This is a genomic window from Herbiconiux oxytropis, from assembly GCF_024979315.1.
Taxonomy (GTDB): domain Bacteria; phylum Actinomycetota; class Actinomycetes; order Actinomycetales; family Microbacteriaceae; genus Herbiconiux; species Herbiconiux oxytropis.
In genome coordinates, this window is record NZ_JANLCK010000003.1 from 165775 (window position 1) to 185841 (window position 20067).

17 protein-coding genes are annotated in these 20067 nt (G+C 70.1%); 8 read left to right on the top strand and 9 right to left on the bottom strand.

The genetic code is table 11. The features are described from left to right. Positions 1-85: 85 nt before the first annotated feature. On the bottom strand, positions 86-1048 hold the full coding sequence (locus tag N1028_RS06650; protein WP_259526087.1) for an AraC family transcriptional regulator: 963 nt from the start codon (positions 1046-1048) through the stop codon (positions 86-88). Positions 1049-1225: 177 nt separating this feature from the next. On the opposite strand from N1028_RS06650, the gene N1028_RS06655 reads away from it, so the two are divergent. Next, complete coding sequence (locus N1028_RS06655; protein WP_259526090.1) at positions 1226-2431, top strand: acyl-CoA dehydrogenase family protein; 1206 nt, start codon at positions 1226-1228, stop codon at positions 2429-2431. Positions 2432-2452: 21 nt separating this feature from the next. On the opposite strand, the gene N1028_RS06660 is transcribed toward N1028_RS06655, so the two are convergent. The 4 genes from N1028_RS06660 to N1028_RS06675 are packed head-to-tail and all read right to left on the bottom strand — an operon-like array spanning position 2453 to position 7155. Next, positions 2453-4024: an aldehyde dehydrogenase (NADP(+)) gene (locus N1028_RS06660; RefSeq protein ID WP_259526092.1), complete on the bottom strand. Its 1572-nt coding sequence runs from the start codon at positions 4022-4024 to the stop codon at positions 2453-2455. A 16-nt stretch (positions 4025-4040) separates the two neighbouring features. Next, entirely contained in the window at positions 4041-4496 is a 456-nt protein-coding gene (locus N1028_RS06665) for a MaoC family dehydratase (protein WP_259526093.1), read from the bottom strand. Beyond that, positions 4493-5905 carry an MFS transporter gene (locus N1028_RS06670; protein WP_259526095.1) on the bottom strand — a complete coding sequence of 471 codons (1413 nt, stop codon included), beginning with the start codon at positions 5903-5905 and terminating at the stop codon, positions 4493-4495. Before N1028_RS06670 ends, N1028_RS06665 begins: the two co-directional genes overlap by 4 nt. 35 nt (positions 5906-5940) lie before the next feature. Beyond that, positions 5941-7155: a CaiB/BaiF CoA transferase family protein gene (locus N1028_RS06675; RefSeq protein WP_259526096.1), complete on the bottom strand. Its 1215-nt coding sequence runs from the start codon at positions 7153-7155 to the stop codon at positions 5941-5943. A gap of 133 nt (positions 7156-7288) precedes the next feature. Between N1028_RS06675 and N1028_RS06680 the strand changes: the two genes are divergently transcribed. Beyond that, positions 7289-8362, top strand: a complete 1074-nt coding sequence (locus N1028_RS06680) for a LacI family DNA-binding transcriptional regulator (protein ID WP_259526097.1) — start codon at positions 7289-7291, stop codon at positions 8360-8362. Here N1028_RS06680 and N1028_RS06685 read toward each other — a convergent pair. From N1028_RS06685 to N1028_RS06695, 3 genes are all read right to left on the bottom strand, one after another. Further along, positions 8359-9558 carry a fumarylacetoacetate hydrolase family protein gene (locus tag N1028_RS06685; RefSeq protein ID WP_259526098.1) on the bottom strand — a complete coding sequence of 400 codons (1200 nt, stop codon included), beginning with the start codon at positions 9556-9558 and terminating at the stop codon, positions 8359-8361. The two genes, N1028_RS06680 and N1028_RS06685, sit on opposite strands and share 4 nt — an antisense overlap. After that, the gene (locus N1028_RS06690) at positions 9555-10679 is read right to left on the bottom strand and encodes an ABC transporter substrate-binding protein (protein ID WP_259526099.1); all 1125 of its coding nucleotides are present in this window, start codon (positions 10677-10679) and stop codon (positions 9555-9557) included. The genes N1028_RS06685 and N1028_RS06690 overlap by 4 nt, the downstream gene beginning before the upstream one ends. Positions 10680-10887: 208 nt before the next feature. Next, entirely contained in the window at positions 10888-12459 is a 1572-nt protein-coding gene (locus N1028_RS06695; protein ID WP_259526559.1) for an acyl-CoA carboxylase subunit beta, read from the bottom strand. 116 nt (positions 12460-12575) lie between these two features. Between N1028_RS06695 and N1028_RS06700 the strand changes: the two genes are divergently transcribed. The 3 genes from N1028_RS06700 to N1028_RS06710 are packed head-to-tail and all read left to right on the top strand — an operon-like array spanning position 12576 to position 16213. Then, positions 12576-13436, top strand: a complete 861-nt coding sequence (locus tag N1028_RS06700; protein WP_259526100.1) for a biotin--[acetyl-CoA-carboxylase] ligase — start codon at positions 12576-12578, stop codon at positions 13434-13436. A gap of 11 nt (positions 13437-13447) precedes the next feature. Continuing rightward, positions 13448-14239 carry a PH domain-containing protein gene (locus tag N1028_RS06705; RefSeq protein ID WP_259526101.1) on the top strand — a complete coding sequence of 264 codons (792 nt, stop codon included), beginning with the start codon at positions 13448-13450 and terminating at the stop codon, positions 14237-14239. Between the two features lie 33 nt (positions 14240-14272). Beyond that, positions 14273-16213 carry a cell wall-binding repeat-containing protein gene (locus N1028_RS06710; protein WP_259526107.1) on the top strand — a complete coding sequence of 647 codons (1941 nt, stop codon included), beginning with the start codon at positions 14273-14275 and terminating at the stop codon, positions 16211-16213. 36 nt (positions 16214-16249) lie between these two features. Here the strand turns inward: N1028_RS06710 and N1028_RS06715 are convergent, their stop codons facing one another. Continuing rightward, complete coding sequence (locus N1028_RS06715) at positions 16250-16468, bottom strand: dodecin (RefSeq protein WP_259526109.1); 219 nt, start codon at positions 16466-16468, stop codon at positions 16250-16252. Between the two features lie 135 nt (positions 16469-16603). Here N1028_RS06715 and N1028_RS06720 point away from each other — a divergent pair, with 135 nt between their 5' ends. The 3 genes from N1028_RS06720 (at position 16604) to N1028_RS06730 (ending at position 19929) form a co-directional block, all read left to right on the top strand. After that, the gene (locus N1028_RS06720) at positions 16604-17740 is read left to right on the top strand and encodes a 5-(carboxyamino)imidazole ribonucleotide synthase (RefSeq protein ID WP_259526110.1); all 1137 of its coding nucleotides are present in this window, start codon (positions 16604-16606) and stop codon (positions 17738-17740) included. 261 nt (positions 17741-18001) lie between these two features. After that, a complete protein-coding gene (gene purE, locus N1028_RS06725) occupies positions 18002-18511 on the top strand; it encodes a 5-(carboxyamino)imidazole ribonucleotide mutase (protein ID WP_259526111.1) in 510 nt (169 codons plus the stop codon). Continuing rightward, entirely contained in the window at positions 18508-19929 is a 1422-nt protein-coding gene (locus N1028_RS06730; RefSeq protein WP_310795578.1) for an LCP family protein, read from the top strand. Before purE ends, N1028_RS06730 begins: the two co-directional genes overlap by 4 nt. Positions 19930-20067: the final 138 nt, after the last annotated feature.

Genomic DNA, 20067 nt, shown 5'->3' on the forward strand with positions numbered 1-20067 from the left:
CGTCGCTTCGCGGCGTCATCCGGCGACGGTATCGCTCTGGGTCAGCGAGTAGGGCCTGTTGCGTGGGGGCGACTCGGGGGTGGGGTCAGTGAGAGGTTCTGCTCGGGGGTTCGCCGAAGCGGGCTCTGAATGCCGCTGCGAAGCGGCTGGGGTGGGGGAAGCCGACTGCGTGGGCTACGGACGCCACCGTCGCGGAGGGGTCCGACTGGAGGGCCGCGCGGGCCCGGTCGAGGCGGAGGTCACGGAGGTAGCGGAGGGGGCTCACGCCGAAGCGGCGGTGGAAGGCGTCGTAGAGGGAGCGCTGCGAGACTCCGGCCACGCGCGCGAGATCGGCGGCGGTGAGGTCGGCGGCGTAGTGGGCCTCGAGGTGGTCGACGACGGTGCGGACGACTCGGGGCGAGGGCAGCGGCACAGGGGCGAGGATGTCGTCGGTGTAGCTGTGGCCGTGGCCGAGAAGGAGGGCGTCGACGAGGGCGTCGTCGAAGGCGCGGGCCATCCGCGGGGGCGGGCCGGAGCCGCCCGCCGACTCCACGGCACGGCTCGCGGCGATCACGGCACCCGTGACGGCGCCGCCGGCGCCCTGCCGGTCGAGGAAAGGGGAGAAGACGAGCGGGCGTGAGTCGACCCGGGTGAAGCGGCCGAGCCGCTCGAGCAGGGCGGTCTGGTCGATCCGGGCGACCAGGAGTCTCAGGTCTCCGCTCCAGCGCATCCGCACGGGGCTGCCCTCGGAGAAGACGGCGCCCGTGCCGGTGCCCACCGGGTGCCAGTCGCCGTCATGCTCCACCTCGAGGTGACCGGCCATCGGCACATGCACCGTGGAGTAGCCCTCCAGCGGGTCGGAGAAGATCTCGGTGGGCGTGCCGTACTCGAACCACAGCAGCGCCGAGGTCTCGAGCTGCGCCGCCTGGATGCGGGCGTGCATGGTGGTGGTGCGCTGCGGCAGGTGCATGCGGTGCCGGCTCATCAGCTTCGCGGCAGCACGGTACACGTCGTCGGGGTCGGAGGCGGCGACGACCGGGAAGGCGCGGAGCGGCCGGATCGATTCCATCGACACCTCTTCGTACCTCGTCGTACCTGCTGGCGTTCCAGCATTATGCGCTCGCGGCCGGTGCGAACTCAACCGCATCGGGTGCCGGATCCGGATGCTCTCCGCCGGAACCGGATCGAGTCGTGGGCGTGGTGCGACTAGCGTCGCGTCACCGGCACTGCACTGGAGGAGACCGACATGACCATCACCGAATCCGCGACCGAGTCGATCACCTCGGGTGACGATGTGCTGCGCGCCGTCGAGCGCATCCGGGGCCCGCTCCGCGAGAACGCCCTGCGCGCCGAGGCGGAGCACCGTGTGCCCGACGAGTCGATCGACCTGCTCGAGCAGGCCGGCGTCTTCCGCCTCACCGCGCCTGTCGGGCACGGAGGCCTCGAGGCGCCGCTCACCGACCAGGTGCGCATCCTCTCGGCCATCGGCCGCGCCGACCTCTCGACCGCCTGGGTGTGCTCGCTGCACACCGTCGGCACCTACTTCGTGGGGCACTACCCGGACGAGGCGCAGCACGAGGTCTTCACGAGCCCCGACGCCCGTGTGGCCGCGATCTTCAGCCCGGGCGGCACGCTCACCCCGGTGGAGGGCGGGTACCGGCTGAGCGGCCGGTGGCCGTTCAACACCGGATGCCGCTCGGCGGCGTGGGATGCGCTCGCCGCGGCCGTCGACGAGGGCACGCCCGGCGCGGGCGGGCCACCCCGCATGCTCCTGCCGCTCGTGCGCGTGGAGGACCTCACGATCGAGGACGACTGGGATCCCTCCGGTCTCGCCGGCACCGGAAGCAACGCCGTCGTGGCCCACGACGTCTTCGTGCCCGAGCACCGCACACTGCCGCTCATGGAGGCCCTCGGGGGGCTCAACCTCTCAGAGGCCACGAAGGACTCCTCCCTCTACAAGGCGGCCTTCTTCCCCACCGTGCTCGTGAACAGCATGGGAGCACCGGTGGGTGCGGCCCAGGGTGCGCTCGACGCGTTCCTCGAGCGGCTGCCGGGCCGGAAGATCACTTACACCTCCTGGGTGCAGGCCGAGGCGCAGATCACGCACGTGGAGCTCGCGTCGGCCGCGACCGACATCAAGGCCGCCGAGCTCCTGCGCGACGACCTCGCCCGCCGCCTGACGGAGGCTGCGGAGACGGGCCGCGACCTGAGCGTGTTCGAGCGCGCCGAGATCCGCGGCGAGTGCTCGCAGGTGGTGCGGCTCGCGCGGCGGGCGGTGCGCACCCTCTTCGACATCTCGAGCGCCTCGGCCATCCAGCGCAGCGTCCCCATCCAACGCATCCACCGAGACCTCGATGCGCTCTCCCTCCATGCGGCGCTCGCCATCAACACGAACTTCGAGGTGCACGGAAGGGTGCTGGCCGGTCAGGACGCAGCGACGCCGTTCCTGTAGCCGCCGTTCCCGCGGCCGCCGTCAGGATGGATCGACGACCCGCGAGATCGACCAGGGGTTGGCGTCCTGGAGCGGCTCAGGGAGAAGGTGGTCCGGAGCATCCTGATAGGCGACGGGGCGGAGGAACCGGCGGTGCGCCGAGGCGCCCACCGAGGTGAAGCGGCTGTCGGTGGTGGCGGGGAACGGCCCGCCGTGCACCATGGCGGCCCCCACCTCGACACCGGTGGGCCAGCCGTTCACGACGATGCGGCCGACCTTCTCCTCCAGCAGCGGAATGAGGCGGGCGACATGCTCGTCGTCGGCGGGGAACGCGGCGCGCACGGTTGCGGTGAGCTGGCCGTCGAGAGCCTCCAGCACGGTGATGATGCCCTCGACGTCGGCGCACTCGACCACCAGTCCAGCCGGACCGAAAGCCTCCTCCCGCAGCGCCGGATCGGTGAGGAACTCGTCGGCACCGACGGTGAGGAGAGTCGCGGTGCCGGGGGTCCCGACGTCGCCGCGGGCGCCGGAGGCCACCTGGTCGACCCCGGCGGAACCGCTCCACTGCGCCACCGTCGAGACATACGCATCCCGGATCGCGGGCGTCAGCATCGTCTGGGCGGGCGCTGCGGCGACGGCCGCGGCGGCCCCGGCGGTGAAGCCGTCGAGAGCGGCACCACGGACACCGAGCACGAGCCCGGGGTTGGTGCAGAACTGCCCGGCGCCGAGCATCAGGGATCCGGCGTAGTCGCGGCCGAGAGCGCCCGGATCGGAGTCGAGCGCGCCCGGCAGCAGCACCACCGGGTTCGTGCTGCTCATCTCGGCGAACACCGGGATCGGCACGGGGCGCGCGGCCGCCGCCTCGACGAGCGCGAGGCCGCCGCGGCGCGACCCGGTGAATGCGACTGCCTTGATGGCCGGATGCTTCACGAGCGCCTGCCCGATCGTCGGCCCGTCGCCCAGCACGAGCGAGAACACGCCGTCCGGCATCCCCGTGCTCCGTGCGGCAGCGACGACCGCCCCGGCCACCAGCTCGCTCGTGCCCGGGTGCGCGCCGTGCCCCTTCACCACCACGGGGCAGCCCGCAGCCAGCGCCGAGGCGGTGTCGCCACCGGCCACCGAGAACGCGAGCGGGAAGTTGCTGGCGCCGAACACCGCCACGGGACCGACACCGATCGCGCGGCGCCGGATGTCGGCTCGCGGCGCCGGCGCACGATCCGGCTGCGCGCGGTCGATCGTCGCATCCGTGCCGTCGCCGTCGCGGGCCACGGCGGCGAACAGGCGCAGCTGGCCCGTGGTGCGCGCACGCTCCCCGATCAGGCGCGCCAGGGGCAGGCCGCTCTCGGCCGAAGCCCGATCGAGGAGTTCGTCGCCGAGCTGCTCGATGGCGGATGCGATCGCCTCGAGGAAGGCGCTGCGCTCGCCCGGGGACGTCGCCCGATAGGTGCGGAAGGCGGCCCCGGCGGCCGTCGCCGCCCGATCGAGCTGCTCCGGATCGGCCAGGCGGAACGTCGGCTCGATCTCCGCCTCGAGGGTGGGGTCGTAGGCCGCGAGCGGCTCGCCCGTGCCCTGTTCGGGCCTACCGGCGATGAACATCGCTCCGGTGATCGTCATGACTGTCGCCTCTCGTTCACGGCCGCTTCTGCACGGCCAGGATGTGATCGCAGACCACGACGACCGAGCCGTCGGCCTTCGTGCCGGTGTACCGCTTGGTCACGAGTCCGAGTTCGGGCCGCTTGTGGTCGCGCAGCTCGATCACCTCGGACGTCGCGGTGATGCGGTCGCCCGCGAGCACCGTGCGCGGGAAGCGGATGCGGTCGTAGCCGTAGGCCACGGCGTGGCCGTTCAGCTCGACGGTCATGCCGACCACGATCCCGAAGGTCAGCATGCCGTGCGCGATCCGCCCCCCGAACAGCGGCGTGGCGAACTCGTCGTCGGTGTGCGCCGGGTGGTGGTCGCCGGTGAGGTCGGCGAACTCGCGGATGTCGTCGCCGCTGACCACGCGCTCGGGGAACTCGGCCCTCTCACCGATCCGGTACTCGTCGAAGAAGCGGTCGGCGACCTGCCGGCCGGTGACGGCGGTCATACGGCGGCGGCCTTCGTGCGGCGGCTCTGCCGAGGCTCGACCACCCGGATCGACCCGGTCGTGTCCGCGTCGAAGCGCTCGTCGTCGCCCTGGTCGGCGTCGGAACGGAAGTACTTCGAGAAGTACACGGCCACCATCGCGATGAGCGCGTTGACCGTCATGAACACGGCGATCAGGATCCAGTGCCCGGTGGCGGCGAAGATGGCCGTCGCGATCAGCGGCGCGGTCCCGCCGAGCAGGGCTCCGCTGACCTCGCGGGCGAAGGCCACGCCGGAGTAGCGGATGGCGGGCGGGAAGAGCTCGGTCAGGAACGCCGCCTGGGCCGCGTAGCAGGTGGCCACCGCCCCGACGAAGCAGACCGAGAGGGCGAGGATGATGATGACGGGCTGTCGGGTGTCGATCAGCATGAACATCGGGAACGCCCACAGCGCTCCGAAGGCCGTGCCGAAGAGGAAGAGCTTGCGCCGCCCGATCCGGTCGCCGATGCGGCCGAACAGAGGCATGAACGCCGCTCCCGAGACCAGCACGATGGCGTTGGTCGCAAGGCCCAGTGCGGCGGCGAGGCCGATGTTGTTGGTGAGATAGCTGAGCGCCCACACCTGGGGGATGTAGGAGAAGCCCGAGAGCATGAAGTTGGAGCCGAGGGCCACGAGCAGGCGGCGCTTCTCGGTCTTGACGAGCGTGAACAGCGGGATGCGCTGCACCTCGGCCGAGTCGACGACCTTCTCGAACTGCTTGGTCTCCGAGACCCGGTTGCGGATGAACAGACTCACGGCGAGCATGACGAGGCTGAGCAGGAACGGGATGCGCCAGCCCCAGACCACGAACTGGTCTCCCGTGAGCACGAGCATGAGCTGGAAGGTGAGCAGGCCGATGGCGGAGCCGAGCCACACCCCGGCACCGGACCACGAGGCGTAGAAGCCCCGCTTCTTCGGTGGGGCGGACTCGGCGGAGAGCACGATCGCGCCCGCGTACTCGGCACCCGCGCCGAGACCCTGCAGGACGCGCAGGAACACCAGCAGGGCCGGGGCGAGGAAGCCGATCGCGTCGTAGCTCGGCAGCAGGCCGATCAGGGCGGTGCTGATGCCCATCAGCGTGAGCGTGATCATCATGACCGGTTTGCGGCCGATCTTGTCGCCGAGGTGGCCGAACACGATGCCACCGAACGGGCGGGCGAAGTAGCCCACCGCGAAGGTCGCGAAGGCGGCGAGCAGGCCGACGGCGGGGTTGTCGGCGTGGAAGAAGAACTGGTTGAACACGAGTGCTGCCGCGGCGCCGTAGAGGGCGAAGTCGTACCACTCGACGAGGCTTCCGATGGCCGAGGCCGCGGCCGCCCGGCGGGCGCTGGCTTGCGTGATCCCGGTCGCCTCCGATGGCGGGCCCGGCTTCGTGGCTTTCTGCTGATCCATGTGTGCTCCTTTGCGATCCTGGATGATGGTGTGTGCTAAACGGCGGTCGGAGCGAAACGGGGGTGCTGGCCCACCACTCCACTCTTCACCAGGGCGTCGATGTCGTCGCCCGACAGACCGAGCTCGGCGAGGATCTCGGTCGAATGCTGCCCGGTGACCGGGGCGGGACGGGTGACCTCCTGCACGGATCCGCTCAACCGGAAGTTGAAGCCGGGGGTGCGCACGGTGCCCTCGGTGGGGTGCTCGTACTCCACGAACGATCCGTTGTGCACGACCTGTGGGTCGGTCACGAGCTCGTCGTAGCCGTAGACCGGCCCCACCCACGCACCGGCTGCGGCGAGGGTCGAGAGCCAGTGCTCGGTGGTGCCCTTCGCGAGCCCCTCCTGCACGAGGCGGGAGATCTCGTCCTTGTGACTGAAACCGTCGCGTTCCATGTCGAAGGCGAGGAAGCGCTCGTCGTCGAAGACCTCCGCGAGCATGGCCGATTCGGCGAACGACAGCGCGATGTGGCCGTCGGCCGTGGGGAAGACGCCGTACGGTGCTCGGATGTAGGTGTGCGCGTGGATCTCCTCCGCCGTCGTCTGGGGGATCCCGCCGACGGAGTGGACCGAGATCTCCTGCATCTGGGCGGCGATGATCGCGTCGAGCATGTTGACTTCGACGAGCTGGCCCTCTCCGGTGCGGAATCGGTGGAGCAGGGCAGCGAGAGCTCCCTCGAACGCCGAGTACGCGGCGAACGCGTCGACCAGGAAGTAGGGCGCTGGTCGCGGCGCCTCGCCGGCGGCCCCAGCGCTTCGGAGAGCCCCGCTCATCGCCTGCAGGATGACGTCCTGCCCCGGCTTCGTGGCGTAGGGGCCGGTGCTGCCGTACCCCGACATCGAGACGTAGACGAGATCGGGCTTGAGGGCGTTCAGGGTCGCGTAGTCGACTCCGAGGCGCTCGGCGACACCCGTGCGGTAGTTCTGCAGGAAGACATCGGACTCCGCAGCGAGCTTCTGCACGAGAGCACGCCCGGCCTCGGTCTTGAGATCGACGGCGAGCGAGCGCTTGTTGCGGTTGAGGGAGAGGAATGAGGCGTTGACCTCCTGACCGCGTGCGCCGCCGGCGGAGACGTGACGCTGCCACTCTCCCGTCACGGGTTCGACCTTGATCACGTCGGCACCCAGATCCGCGAGCTTCTGGGCTGCGAACGGCCCGGACATCGCGATCGACACATCAAGCACCCGAATGCCCTCGAGAGTCTTCATCATCACCTCACTGTGGATAGTTAGCGCTAACGGAAGCGCTAACGATGACGCTAACACACGAGCTCCGTGTCACCAAGACCGACGACCGACGCTCTACGCTCGGAGGAGGACGTGTCGAGGGAAGGAGCGGGTCGCCATGACTCCGGATGACTCCTCGGGTGCCCCGGCCGGGCCCGCCTCGGTGCAGCGCCGCCGCCGGTCGGCCACCAAGGGACTGACCCTCACCGACGTCGCGGAGGCCGCCGGAGTGTCGACCCAGACGGTGTCCAGGGTGATCCGGGACCACCCGGATGTCTCGGAGTACACGCGTGAACACGTCACCGAGACCATCCGGCGCATCGGCTACGTGCCGAACCTCTCGGCCCGCAACCTGGCCTCGAACGTCAGCAAGCTCATCGCCACCGTGGTGCCCTCCATCTCGACGTCGGTGTTCGCCGAGACGATGGCGGCGGCGGCCGACGTGCTCGCGCCGGCCGGTTACCAGATGATCCTCGGCGTCACCGATTACTCGCCGGAGGCCGAGGAGCAGCTCGTCAGCAAGCTGCTCGGCCGGCAGCCAGACGGCGTCCTGCTCGTCGGGGTGATGCACACGCCCACGGCCACCCGCATGCTGGCCGCCTCCGGGGTTCCCGTCGTGGAGACCTGGGGGTGGACGGACTCGCCGATCGGCAGCCTCGTGGGCTTCCCCAACGACGACGCCATGGCGGACCTGCTCACTGCGCTCCTGGCCCGGGGGTACCGGAACCCGGTGTTCGTCGGATCCACGGAGGCGGGTGACGTGCGGGCCCGCGAGCGGTTCAGCGGCTTCCGGCGGGCGTGGGACCACGCTCGGCCCGGGGAGGCCGTGCGGTTCGTCGACGCGGCCGGCCGGCCGCTGTCGCTGCCCTCGGGCGACGAGCTGCTCGGCGAGGTGCGGTCGCGGTATGCCGACACCGATGTCATCGTCTTCGCCACCGACATCCTCGCCAGCGGAGCCATCCTCGGAGCCGCCCGGCGCGGCTGGACGGTGCCGGACGAGATCGCCATCACGGGCTTCGGCGACTTCGAGCTCGCCTCCGCCTTGCTCCCGGCGCTCAGCACGGTCACCATCGAGGCCGCGCGCATCGGCCGCGAAGCAGCCGAGATCCTGCTCGACCAGATCGCGGCACCCCGCAGTGCGCCGCGCACCGTCGATGTCGGCTACCGGATCACGCTGCGCGAGAGCACCTAGCCGAGCAGGCCCCTCCCGGCCAGGTTGCGCATGAGGGCGCCCGCTCCGAAGCGCCACGGGGCGCAGTCCTCGGAGTGCACGATGCGGTTCACGAGCGCCCCGAGCCTCGGGGTCGAGATGCGCACGACGTCGCCCACCACGTGGGTGAAGCCGCCCCCGTGCTCGAACCGGTCGGCGGTGGGCGCGAACATGGTTCCGAGGAGCAGGATCGCACCGTCGGGATACTGATGATGCGGCCCGACGAGCTGCTCGACTAGCGCCGCGACCGGACGGCTCGACCGAGCCTGCGAGGAGCCGTCGTCGAGAGCGAAGCCATCCGGTCCGCTGATCTCGAGCGAGACCTCGGCGCTCTCGACGTCGGCGAGCGAGAACGCGTCGTCGAACAGCCGGATGAACGGGCCCACGGCGGCGGAGGCGTTGTTGTCCTTCGCCTTCGACAGCAGCAGTGCGGAGCGCCCCTCGAAGTCGCGCAGGTTGATGTCGTTCGCGAGCGTCGCACCCACCACGACGCCCGTCGACGAGATCACGACGCCGATCTCCGGCTCGGGGTTGTTCCAGGTCGAGTGCGAGAAGATGCCGGCGTCGGCGCCCGTGCCCACGGTCGACATCGGCTGGGCCTTGGTGAAGATCTCGGCGTCCGGCCCGATACCCACCTCGAGGTACTGGCTCCACATACCCTCGGCCTGCAGTGCGGCCTTCAGGCGCACGGCGGCGTCGGAGCCGGGAACCAGGTCGCTGAGCGAGCCGCCGAGGATGCCGTTGACGCGATCGCGGATTGCCGCGGCCTCGGCCGGCGCTCCGCCGGCGCGCTCTTCGATCACGCGCTCGAGCATCGAGGCCGCGAACGTGACGCCTGCCGCCTTCACCGCCTGGAGATCGAGCGGGGAGAGGAGCCACGGCCGCTCCGGATCGCGGACCGCCGTCTCCGTGTTGGCGATGAGGTCGTCGAGACCCGCCACGACGGGAGCCTCCGCGATCGCCGCCTCGAGCGTGACTCCGCGCGCGACTTCCTCGACGAGCGTGTTCGTGGTGGCGAACACGGGCGTGAGGTCGACGGCGCTGTCGCCCCGCACCGCGATCACGGCCGGGCCGCTCACATCGGGGAGCCAGGCGCGGCCGATCAGCACCGCGTCGCGGTGATCCTCGGGCAGGGTGCCGGAGGTGGTGGGAGGGAAGATCGTGGGGGTCGTCGTCATGGGTGTCCTCTTCGGGGTCGTTCAGGGGTGCGGAGCAGGGCGGCGATGCCGGCCGCCGCCTCGGCCACGGGGGTCTCGCCCGCGCAGGCGGCGCGGATGGCCGAGGCTGCGCGGTTCTGGAACGCCGGAAAACCGTCGTGCCTCGGTCGCACCCAGGACTGCGAGATCGTGTCGAGTGTGCCGGCATAGAAGTCGAGTGACGCGGCGTTCACCTCCGGATCGTTCCAGGCCGCCACGCGCGCGGGCTGGCCTGAGTGCTCCGGTATGAAGGTGCGCTGCGCCTCGTCGGAGACCAGCCAGGTGAGGTGGTCGAGGAGCTCGTCGCTCGGGGTGCAGCGCCGCGACAGCGCGAGTCCCGTGCCGCCGATCACCGAGCCGCGGCGGCCACCGGGGCCCGTCGGCGCATCCGTGAACCGGAGCCGCCGGCGTCCGCCAGGTAAGGAATAGGTCACGTACTGGTAGACGAGCGGGCAGTAGACGATGTCGGTGCCGTCGGCGAGCCGCTCGAGCAGGCCGATCGGGTTGAGGCCGGCGAGGTCGGTGCGGCCCGCCGACAGGGTCGTCATGATGTCGAGGGCATCGGCGACGGCCTCGGCCGGCAGCTCACCGCGGGGCCCGGGGTCGGCGCCTCGCGCGACACTGATCGAGAACAGGGTCATGAGCGCATGCGGCCCGGCGAGGCTGAGAGCGATCGGGTGCCGGTGCGCGAACTCCCGGACGTCAGCCCACGTCGTCGGCAGGTCGCGGATGCCCTCCCAGGACACCGCGGTCTGCGTCGCCGCATCCAGGGGCAGCGCCCACACACGGCCGTCGACCGTGTACGACTCCCAGGACGGACCGACGAAGGCCCCCGGCCCACCGGTCGCCACCAGGCGCTCGCCCAGCATGTCGCCCATGGCCACGAGCGCGCCCGTGCCCACCGCCTCGCCGAGGTGCGGGTGATCGATCACGATGACGTCGTACTGTGCCGCGAGCTCCACGATCGACGCCGCCTCGAACCCCTCGAGCGGTTGCGAGTCCCACGAGATCCGGTCGCGACCCTCGGCATTGAACCTCTCGGCCGAGGCCTCCAGGGGCTCTCGCCCGCGAGCGTGATCCCACGTCAACCCTCGAAAAAGCACGCGCGCCACCTTCCTCCGTTAGCGCTAACGGTAGCGCGAACGATTTCAGGTCACAACCCGACGCGCCCCCGCCCCGTGACGCCCCCACCCAACGGGCCCTACTCGCCGACCCAGAGCGATACCGTCGCCGGATGTCGCCGCGAAGCGACGCCATCCGACGCCGGCATCGCATGTCGCCTGCGCCGCACGAGGGGCGGCGCAGCCAAAATCACAGCGGGATGTTGCCGTGCTTCTTCGGAGGAAGCGACGCGCGCTTCGTCTTGAGGGCTCGAAGGGCCTTCGTGATCGCCACGCGGGTGGCCGCCGGCTCGATGACGCCGTCGAGCTCGCCTCGTTCGGCGGCCAGGAAGGGGCTCGCCACGTTGTAGGTGTACTCGTTGGCGAGGCGGGTGCGCACGGCCGCGACGTCTTCGCCCGCCTCCTCGGCGCGCTTGATCTCGCCGCGGTAGAGGATGTTCACGGCGCCCTGACCGCCCATCACCGCGATCTCGGCCGTGGGCCAGGCGAGGTTGATGTCAGCGCCCAGCTGCTTCGACCCCATCACGATGTACGCGCCGCCGTAGGCCTTCCGGAGGATGACGGTCACGAGCGGCACGGTCGCCTCGGCGTAGGCGTAGAGCAGCTTCGCGCCACGACGGATGACGCCCGTCCACTCCTGATCGGTGCCGGGCAGGTAGCCGGGCACGTCGACGAGCGTGAGGATGGGGATGGAGAAGGCGTCGCAGAAGCGCACGAAGCGGGAGGCCTTCTCGCCGGCCTCGATGTTGAGTGTGCCGGCCATCGAGTTCGGCTGATTGGCCACGATGCCCACCGAGCGGCCCTCGATGCGTGCGAAGCCCACGACGATGTTGGGCGCGTAGAGCGGCTGGGTCTCGAGGAACTCAGCCCCGTCGACGAGGTGCTCGATGACGGTGTGCACGTCGTAGGGCTGGTTGGGCGAATCCGGGATGATCGTGTTGAGCTTGCGGTCCGCATCCGTGATCTCGAGCTCGACCTCGCTGTCGTAGGAGGGGAGCTCCGCCAGGTTGTTCTGCGGCAGGAAGCTGAGCAGGGCGCGGGCGTAGTCGAGCGCGTCGTCCTCGTCGCTCGCGAGGTAGTGCGAGACGCCCGAGACGCTGTTGTGGGTGAGGGCGCCGCCGAGCTCCTCCATGCCGACGTCTTCGCCGGTGACGGTCTTGATGACATCCGGACCGGTCACGAACATCTGACTCGTCTTGTCGACCATGATCACGAAGTCGGTGAGGGCGGGGGAGTAGACCGCGCCGCCTGCAGCCGGGCCCATGATGATCGAGATCTGCGGGATGACGCCGGACGCGGCCGTGTTGCGGCGGAAGATCTCGCCGTACTTCCCGAGCGCCACGACACCCTCCTGGATGCGTGCGCCGCCCGAGTCGAGCATGCCGATGATCGGCACGCCGGTCTTCAGCGCGAGATCCATCACCTTGATGATCTTCTCGCCGGCGACCTCGCCGAGCGAACCGCCGAAGATCGTGAAGTCCTGCGCGTAGACGGCCACCTGGCGGCCGTGGATGGTGCCCGTGCCCGTGACGACGGCGTCGCCGTAGGGCCGCGACTTCTCCATGCCGAAGGCGTGGGTGCGGTGGCGCACGAACTCGTCGATCTCCACGAAGCTGCCGTGGTCGAGCAGCTGTTCGATGCGCTCGCGGGCGGTCTTCTTGCCGCGCTTGTGCTGCTTCTCGATGGCGGAGGCCCCGGAGGCCGTCACCGCCTCGTGGTATCGGTTCTTCAGGTCGGCCAGCTTGCCCGCCGTCGTGTACATGTCGGGCTGGTCGGTCGTCGCGTCTTCACTCACGCCGTTCACTCTACCGGCCACCCCTCCCGGCCCTTCGTTGCCGAAACCTCCAAGAGGCGGGCGCGGTCGGGTAGCTTGGCGTCATGCATCTGCCTCATCGAGCTCCGCATCCCCGTTTCCCGCTGTCATCGGCGTCGGCGTCGCGGTTCGAGTGGATGACCCGGGCCGGGTCGACGAACGAGGTGCTCGTGCAGGCGGCTGCCGGGCCGTCGGCGGCGGAGTGGCCGGATCTCGCCGTGGTCGCCACCGACGACCAGACCGCAGGCAAGGGCCGGCTCGGCCGCAGCTGGAGTGCGCCGGCGGGCTCCTCGCTCGCCATCTCGGTGCTGCTGCGCCCCCACGACGGCGAGGGGCGGGCCATCCCCGTCGAGCGCTGGGGCGTGCTGCCCCTCGTCGCAGGCATCGCGATGGCGCAGGTGGTGCACGGGCTCGCGCACCGGAGCGCCGTCCCCGTGGGGCTCAAGTGGCCCAACGACGTCCTCATCGGCAGCCGCAAGGTATCGGGCATCCTGGGCGAGCTGCTGCCGGATGCTTCGGGTCTCGTGATCGGGGCGGGCGTCAACCTGACACTCACCGAGGAGCAGCTGCCGGTGCCGACCGCCACGTCGCTGCGGCTCGCGGGAGTGCAGGACATCGATCCGGATGCCGTGCTCGCCGGCTACCTGCACGACCTGACCGTGCTCTACGACCGCTGGCGGGCATCCGGGGGCGATGCGGTGGCGAGTGGGGTGCTCGACGATGCGGTGCGGATGTCGGTCACGCTCGGCCGTGCGGTGCGGGTCGAGCTGCCGGGCGGGGTCGTGCGGCGGGGTGTCGCGCGGTCGCTCGACGAGGGCGGGCGGCTCGTCGTGGAGCTGCCGGACGGCCAGCCGCCGCTCGTGGTCTCGGCGGGCGATGTGACGCACCTCCGGCACGACGACAGCGGAATCGGAGATTCCCGGTAAAGAATGAGGGCATGACCCCGCGCCCCTCCTCCGACGCCACCGAGCGCTTCGGGTGGGGTGCGGCCGGAGCGTCGGCGGATCAGCGCACCACGCGCTATCCCGTTCCGCCCGAGTCCGAGCGCGTGCCCTACCCGGCCCCGCCTCCCTACCCCGGGGGCCCGGCGTCCGGCAGCGAGCCCGGTTTCAGCGAGCCCGGTTCCGCGGAGCCCGGATTCGCCGATCTCGGCTTCGACCAGGGCGACACCGATCCGGGCACGCCCGGCGACGGCCGCGGCGGTGAACCGGATTCCGTCCACCCCGGCTACGGCGGCTACACCACCTCGGTCGAGCCGACGCCCGAGGCCATCCTCGTGCGCGTGCGCCCGCATGCCCGCCGCCTCACCCTCCCGGTGCTCATCCTCTTCGCCGCGGCGGCGGCCTACGGCTGGTTCGGCGGACGCTTCGCCGAGGAGTGGCAGAACTGGGCGGCGCTCGCCGCGGCCGGCGCGCTCGTCTTCTTCGGAACCCTTCTGCCGTTCTTCGCCTGGCTCGGCCACCGCTACACCGTCACCACCCGCCGCATCATCGCCCGCCGGGGTCTCTTCGTGCGCGACCGCCAGGATCTCTACCTCGCCCGCGTCACCGACGTCCGCCTCCGCCGCACCCCTTTCCAGGCGGCGGCCGCGTGCGGCGACGTTCGGGTCACGGCGGGCCCCGACCTCACCGTCGTGCTCCACGACATCCCCTCCGCCCGCCTCGTGGCCGACCTCCTCGGCGCCCTCACGGAGCACCCCGCTTCCGCACCCGGCCATCCCCGCGAGTGACAGTGTCGGTAGCATGAGATAACCTCATGTTCTATGAAGCGATCTTTCGTTCCGTTCATCGCCTTGGGGCTGGTAGCGCTCCTCACAAGTGCGACTGGAACCGCTGCTGCAGCTTCGCGCGAGTTCGGGATGGTGCGTCTGGCCTCGGTCGCCCCCAACTCCTTCGGAGATGGGGTGGGGGATGTAGCGGTCGACAGCACCACGCAACGGGCCTTCGTGCTCGACCGGCAGAACGACGCCGTTCAGGTCTATGACATCAGCGGGCCTTCTTTCACTCACCTCGGCACCGTGGACGGAGGAGTCGACGTTCCCGTGGCGGCTGTAGTGAACGAGTCGACGCACATGCTCTACCTGGCCGACTCCGATAGGGATTCCATCGTTGTGATCGATGTCGACCCCGCTTCACCATCGGTCAACACCGTAGTTCGGACGATTCTCACGGGAAGCTCCTCCGTCGGCGGTATCGCAGTCGATGAACTTCGGAATCGCGTCTTCGTGGCGAATACGGCAGGCAACACGGTGAGCGTTCTCGACGTAACTGCTGGCAGCGGGCCTCAATCGGTCCCAGTCGGCCGAGAGCCTCAGGATGTCGTGGTCGATCCACTCACAGGCAAGGCCTACGTGTCGAGCGCTGTGGACTCCTCGATCACCGTCATCAACACAGACGGGTCGTGGACGGCGTGGCCGCTCGAGAACAGGCCCCAGTTGCTGGCTTACGCCGAGGGCGCTCTCTATGTGTCGACCGACCGGCCGTACGCAGCGCACGTCGACAAGTACTCCCTCGCGACGAGCGCGCTCCTCGCGAGTTCGCCTCCGCTGGCGGGCCTGCCCAATGACATCGACGTCGACCCGGCACTCCACGCCGTCTACCTGGTCGACTCGGCCAGCGGCGTCGCGGGGGTGACGACGTTGAGGACGACGGACCTCTCTCGGGAAGACGACGGACCGGAGGACTACTTCAATTCCGTGGTGATCGAGCCGCGCACGCATCGGATTCTGGTCGGTGAAACCCCGCGTCTTGCCCGGCCGTCGGAGGTGGTGATGCTCGATCCGCTGCCGCGGCCGCTGCCGTCGGTCGATCGGATCGACGGCGCCGATCGGTTCGAGGTGTCGGCGGGGGTTGCCGGCGATGGTTTCGCGTCGGGGGTGCCGGTCGCGTTTGTAACGACAGGGGCGACGTTCGCGGATGCACTGGCGGGGTCGGCCGCAGCGGGCGCAGGGCGTGGGCCGGTGCTTCTGGTGTCGCAGAATTCGGTACCGCCAGCGGTGGCGGCGAGGTTGAAGTCGCTGCGGCCGCAGCGCATCGTCGTTCTCGGGGGCACGGCGAGCGTGAGCGTGGCAGTCGAGAAGAAGCTCGGCGAATTCAGCTCTTCGGTGTCGAGGCTTTCTGGAGCAGACCGCTACGCGGTGTCGGCGGCGGTCTCGGCCGCGGCGTTCCCGGACGGCGCCGACATCGTGTACCTCGCCTCAGGGGTAGTGTTCTCCGACGCGCTCTCCGCCTCGGCTGCTGCAGGTCTCGGTGGCGGTCCGGTGCTGCTGACGAAGAAGGGCAGCACGTCCGCCGAGGTCCTGGCTGAGCTCGGACGATTGAAACCCGCCACGGTGATCGTCGTGGGCGGCACGAACACCGTGGACGAGGCGGTGGTGGCGACGCTGCAGGCGACCTGGCCGGTTGTCCGCATCGACGGAGCCGACCGGTACGCGGTCTCCGGCGCGATCACGGCCAGGACCTTTCCCCAGAGTGCCTACACGATCTATGTCGCATCGGGGGCAGTCTTTCCCGACGCCCTATCCGGCTCGGCGGCGGCCATCGCGCAAGACGCGCCCGTGCTCCTCGTGCAGAAAGACGGAATTCCCGCCACTGTCGCCGCGCAGCTCGACCGCCTCAACCCCTACCGCATCGTGGTGCTCGGCGGCACGAACACCGTCTCCGACGCCGTGCAGTCCCAACTCGAGAGCTACCTCCCGCACTGACAGGGGCCGACTCGACCGCCATCAGCCCCGATGTGCTCAGTCGGTGGCGTCTTCGAGTCGGAATCCGACCTTCAGGGTCACCTGGAAGTGGGCCACTTCGCCGTTTTCGAGGTCGCCGCGGGTGCCCGTGACCTCGAACCAGTCGATGTTGCGGATCGTCTGCGAAGCGCGCTCGATGCCGTTCCGGATCGCCGCATCGGTTCCCTGGGGCGACGTGCCTACGATCTCGGTCACTCGGTAGGTGTGGTTCGCCATGGTGCTGCTGCCTTTCGTCGGGGAGGTTCTGTACAACTCACCGTACGGTCACCCGCGGTGCCGGTGTGCTTGATTACGGACTTCGCCCGAAGCTGGCCCGGTCGGGCAGACCGCGCCCGCCGGTAGGCTGGAGGGGTGACTTTTCGACTAGGCGTCATCGGTGGCGGACAACTGGCGCGCATGATGGTGCCCCCCGCGATCGAGCTGGGGATCGACATCCGCGTGCTCGCCGAGAGCGAGGGGATGTCGGCCGCGATTGCCGCCACCGGGGTCGGCGACTACACCGACCTCGAGACCGTCCGGGCGTTCGCGAAGACCGTCGACGTGGTCACGTTCGACCACGAGCACGTGCCTCAAGCAGTGCTCCGCGCCCTCGTCGCCGACGGCGTGGCCGTGCATCCGGGACCCGACGCCCTGCAGTTCGCGCAGGACAAGCTCGCCATGCGCGAGCGCCTCGGCGAGCTCGGCATCCCGATGCCCGACTGGGCGCGGGTCGAGACGCCGGACGAGCTCGACGCCTTCCTCGCCGACCACGGCGGCCGCGGCGTCGTGAAGACCGCCCGTGGCGGTTACGACGGCAAGGGCGTGCGCGTCGTGAGCGCCGCCGATCAGGCCGAGGACTGGTTCGCCGCCCTCGCCGAGGACGGCCGCGGGGGAGCGCTTCTCGTGGAGGAGCTCGTCGAGTTCCGCCGAGAGCTCGCCCAGCTCGTAGCCCGGCGGCCGAGCGGCGACGTGACCCTCTGGCCCGTCGTCGAGTCGGTGCAGAAGGACGGCGTCTGCGCGGAGGTCATCGCCCCCGCCCCCGGATCCGCCGGGAAGGTCGCCGAGATGGCTGCGCACATCGGCACCACGATCGCCGAGGAGCTCGGCGTCACCGGTGTGCTGGCCGTGGAGCTCTTCGAGACGACGGATGAGCGCATCCTCGTCAACGAGCTCGCCATGCGACCGCACAACACCGGGCACTGGACGATCGACGGCTCGACCACGAGCCAGTTCGAGCAGCACCTCCGGGCCGTGCTCGACCTGCCGTTCGGCGCTACGGGACACCGCGAGCCGTGGTCGGTGATGATCAACATCCTGGGCGGGCCGACGGATGGCGACCTCGACACCCCGTTGCGGCAGGCGGCCGCCGACCAGCCGACCGCGAAGATCCACCTCTACGGCAAGGAGCCCCGCCCCGGCCGCAAGGTCGGACACGTGACGGTCTCGGGCGAGGAGCTCGACGACGTCGTCTTCCGGGCGAGGGCCGCCGCCGCGTTCTTCGAGGACTGAGCCGCCGACCTCCGGCCCACCGCCCACCGGCCCCCTTCACCTCTCTTCTCCTCCGAAACGACGGAGCCTCGGCCGCTGTGGCCCCGAGGCTCCGTGGTTTCCTCCAACGCACCTGAACCTCCGTAGTCTCCTCCCGAGGTGGGTGGTGGAAGGACCGCACGGGGACGGGATCGTCCACCGGACGGACGGACCCCCGCCGCCGCCGACACACTCCCGGCACGCCCGACGCGCTACCGGGCCCCCGGAGACCCAGCACCTACCATGGGCACCATGCCCGAGAACAACCCCGTCGTGGGCGTCGTCATGGGGTCGGATTCCGACTTCTCCGTCATGAGCGACGCCGTGCAGGTGCTGAAGGACTTCGGCGTGCCCCACGAGGTGCAGGTCGTCTCGGCGCACCGCACCCCCGAGAAGATGATCGACTACGGCAAGTCGGCGCGCGGCCGCGGGCTCAAGGTCGTCATCGCGGGCGCCGGCGGGGCCGCTCATCTGCCCGGCATGATCGCCTCCGTGACCACCCTGCCCGTGGTCGGCGTGCCCGTGCCGCTGGCCAAGCTCGACGGCCTCGACTCCCTGCTCTCCATCGTGCAGATGCCCGCGGGCATCCCGGTCGCGACCGTCTCGATCGGCGGCGCCAAGAACGCCGGCCTCATCGCTGTCAGCATTCTCTCGACCGGTGATGATGAGCTTGCCGCTGCCCTCGACCGCTATCGCAGCGGGCTCGCCGACCTCGTCGCCCAGAAGAACGAAGACCTCCAGACCCGCCTATGACCAGCATGACCGCAGGCCCCGCCACTCGGAGCGGATACCAGACCGGCTCGCCGTCGGCCAACGCCACCGCGAGCCCGATCCGCTACCCCGACACCTCGTCGCCCAAGACGATGACGGTGCGCGGCTGGTGGCTCGTGGTGCTCAACGTGCTCATCCCGGGCTCGGCCCAGGTGCTCGCGGGAAACCGTAAGCTCGGCCGGTTCGGTCTGGGCTGCACGCTCGTGCTGTGGGCGCTCGCGATCATCGCCGGCGCCGTCTACTTCATCTGGCCGCAGGTCATCTTCTCGATCGCCACGAACCTCGTGCCGCTCGTGATCGTGCAGGTGCTGCTCGTGGCCTATGCGGTGCTCTGGGTCGTGCTGACCCTGGATGCGCTGCGGCTCGTGCGCCTGGTGCGGGTGGGCCCGCGGGCACGTCCCGCCATCGCGATCTTCTCGGTGCTCCTCATGGTGGTCACCGCGGGAGGCGCCGGAGCGGCGGCGTACATCGCCAACGTGGCCCAGTCGGGCCTTGCGTCCGTGTTCAGCGTGCAGGCGGCCGCCGAGCCGCCCGTGAACGGCCGCTACAACATCCTGCTGCTCGGTGGCGACGCCGGCCCGGATCGCGACGGCATGCGCCCCGACAGCATGACCGTGGTCTCGATCGAGGCCGACACCGGGCGAGCCACGATGATCGGCATCCCGCGCGACCTGCAGCAGGTGCCGATCGCCGCCGATTCGCCCCTCGTGGGGTCGGAGTACGCCCCCGAGGGCGTCTACGACTGCGGCAGCGACTGTCAGGTGAGCTTCCTCTACCCCCGCGTGATGGCCTTCAACCAGGACCTCTATCCCAACGCCGAGGCCGAGGGCTCCAACCCCGGTGTCGAGGCGACGAAGGATGCCATCGAGGGCGCACTCGGGCTCACCATCCAGTACTACGTGATGATCGACATGCAGGGCTTCTCCGACCTCATCGACGCCCTCGGCGGTGTGACGATCGACGTCAAGGAGGAGCTGCCCATGGGTGGCGACGAGAACCTCAACGAGGTCGAGGGCTGGATCTGGCCCGGCGTGCAGCACATGGACGGCTACACGGCCCTCTGGTATGCCCGCTCGCGCCACACCACCAGCGACTACGACCGCATGGAGCGCCAGCGCGAGCTCCAGACCGCCATCCTCAACCAGTTCGAGCCCGTCAACGTGCTCACCAAGTTCGAGGGCATCGTGCAGGCCGGCACCCAGGTGGTGCAGACCGACATCCCCCAGTCGACCCTCAGCTACTTCATCGACCTCGCCCTGAAGACCAAGGACCTCCCCATCGACCATGTGGAGCTCACGCCCCCCCTGATCGACCCGGAGTACCCCGACTGGGCGCTGGTGCAGCAGACGGTCGCGGATGCGCTGGTGCTCTCGACGGCCACGGAAGCGCCGGTTCAGTAGCCGCGCCGGTCCCCGCCCGGCGCGGGCGACATGCGGTGCACCTGTCGGGTCACGTCGCTTCGCGGCGCGCCCCGGCAGATGTACCGCTCCGGGTCGTCGAGTACGGCCCGATACGTTCGGATCCCCCAAGAGGTGGGA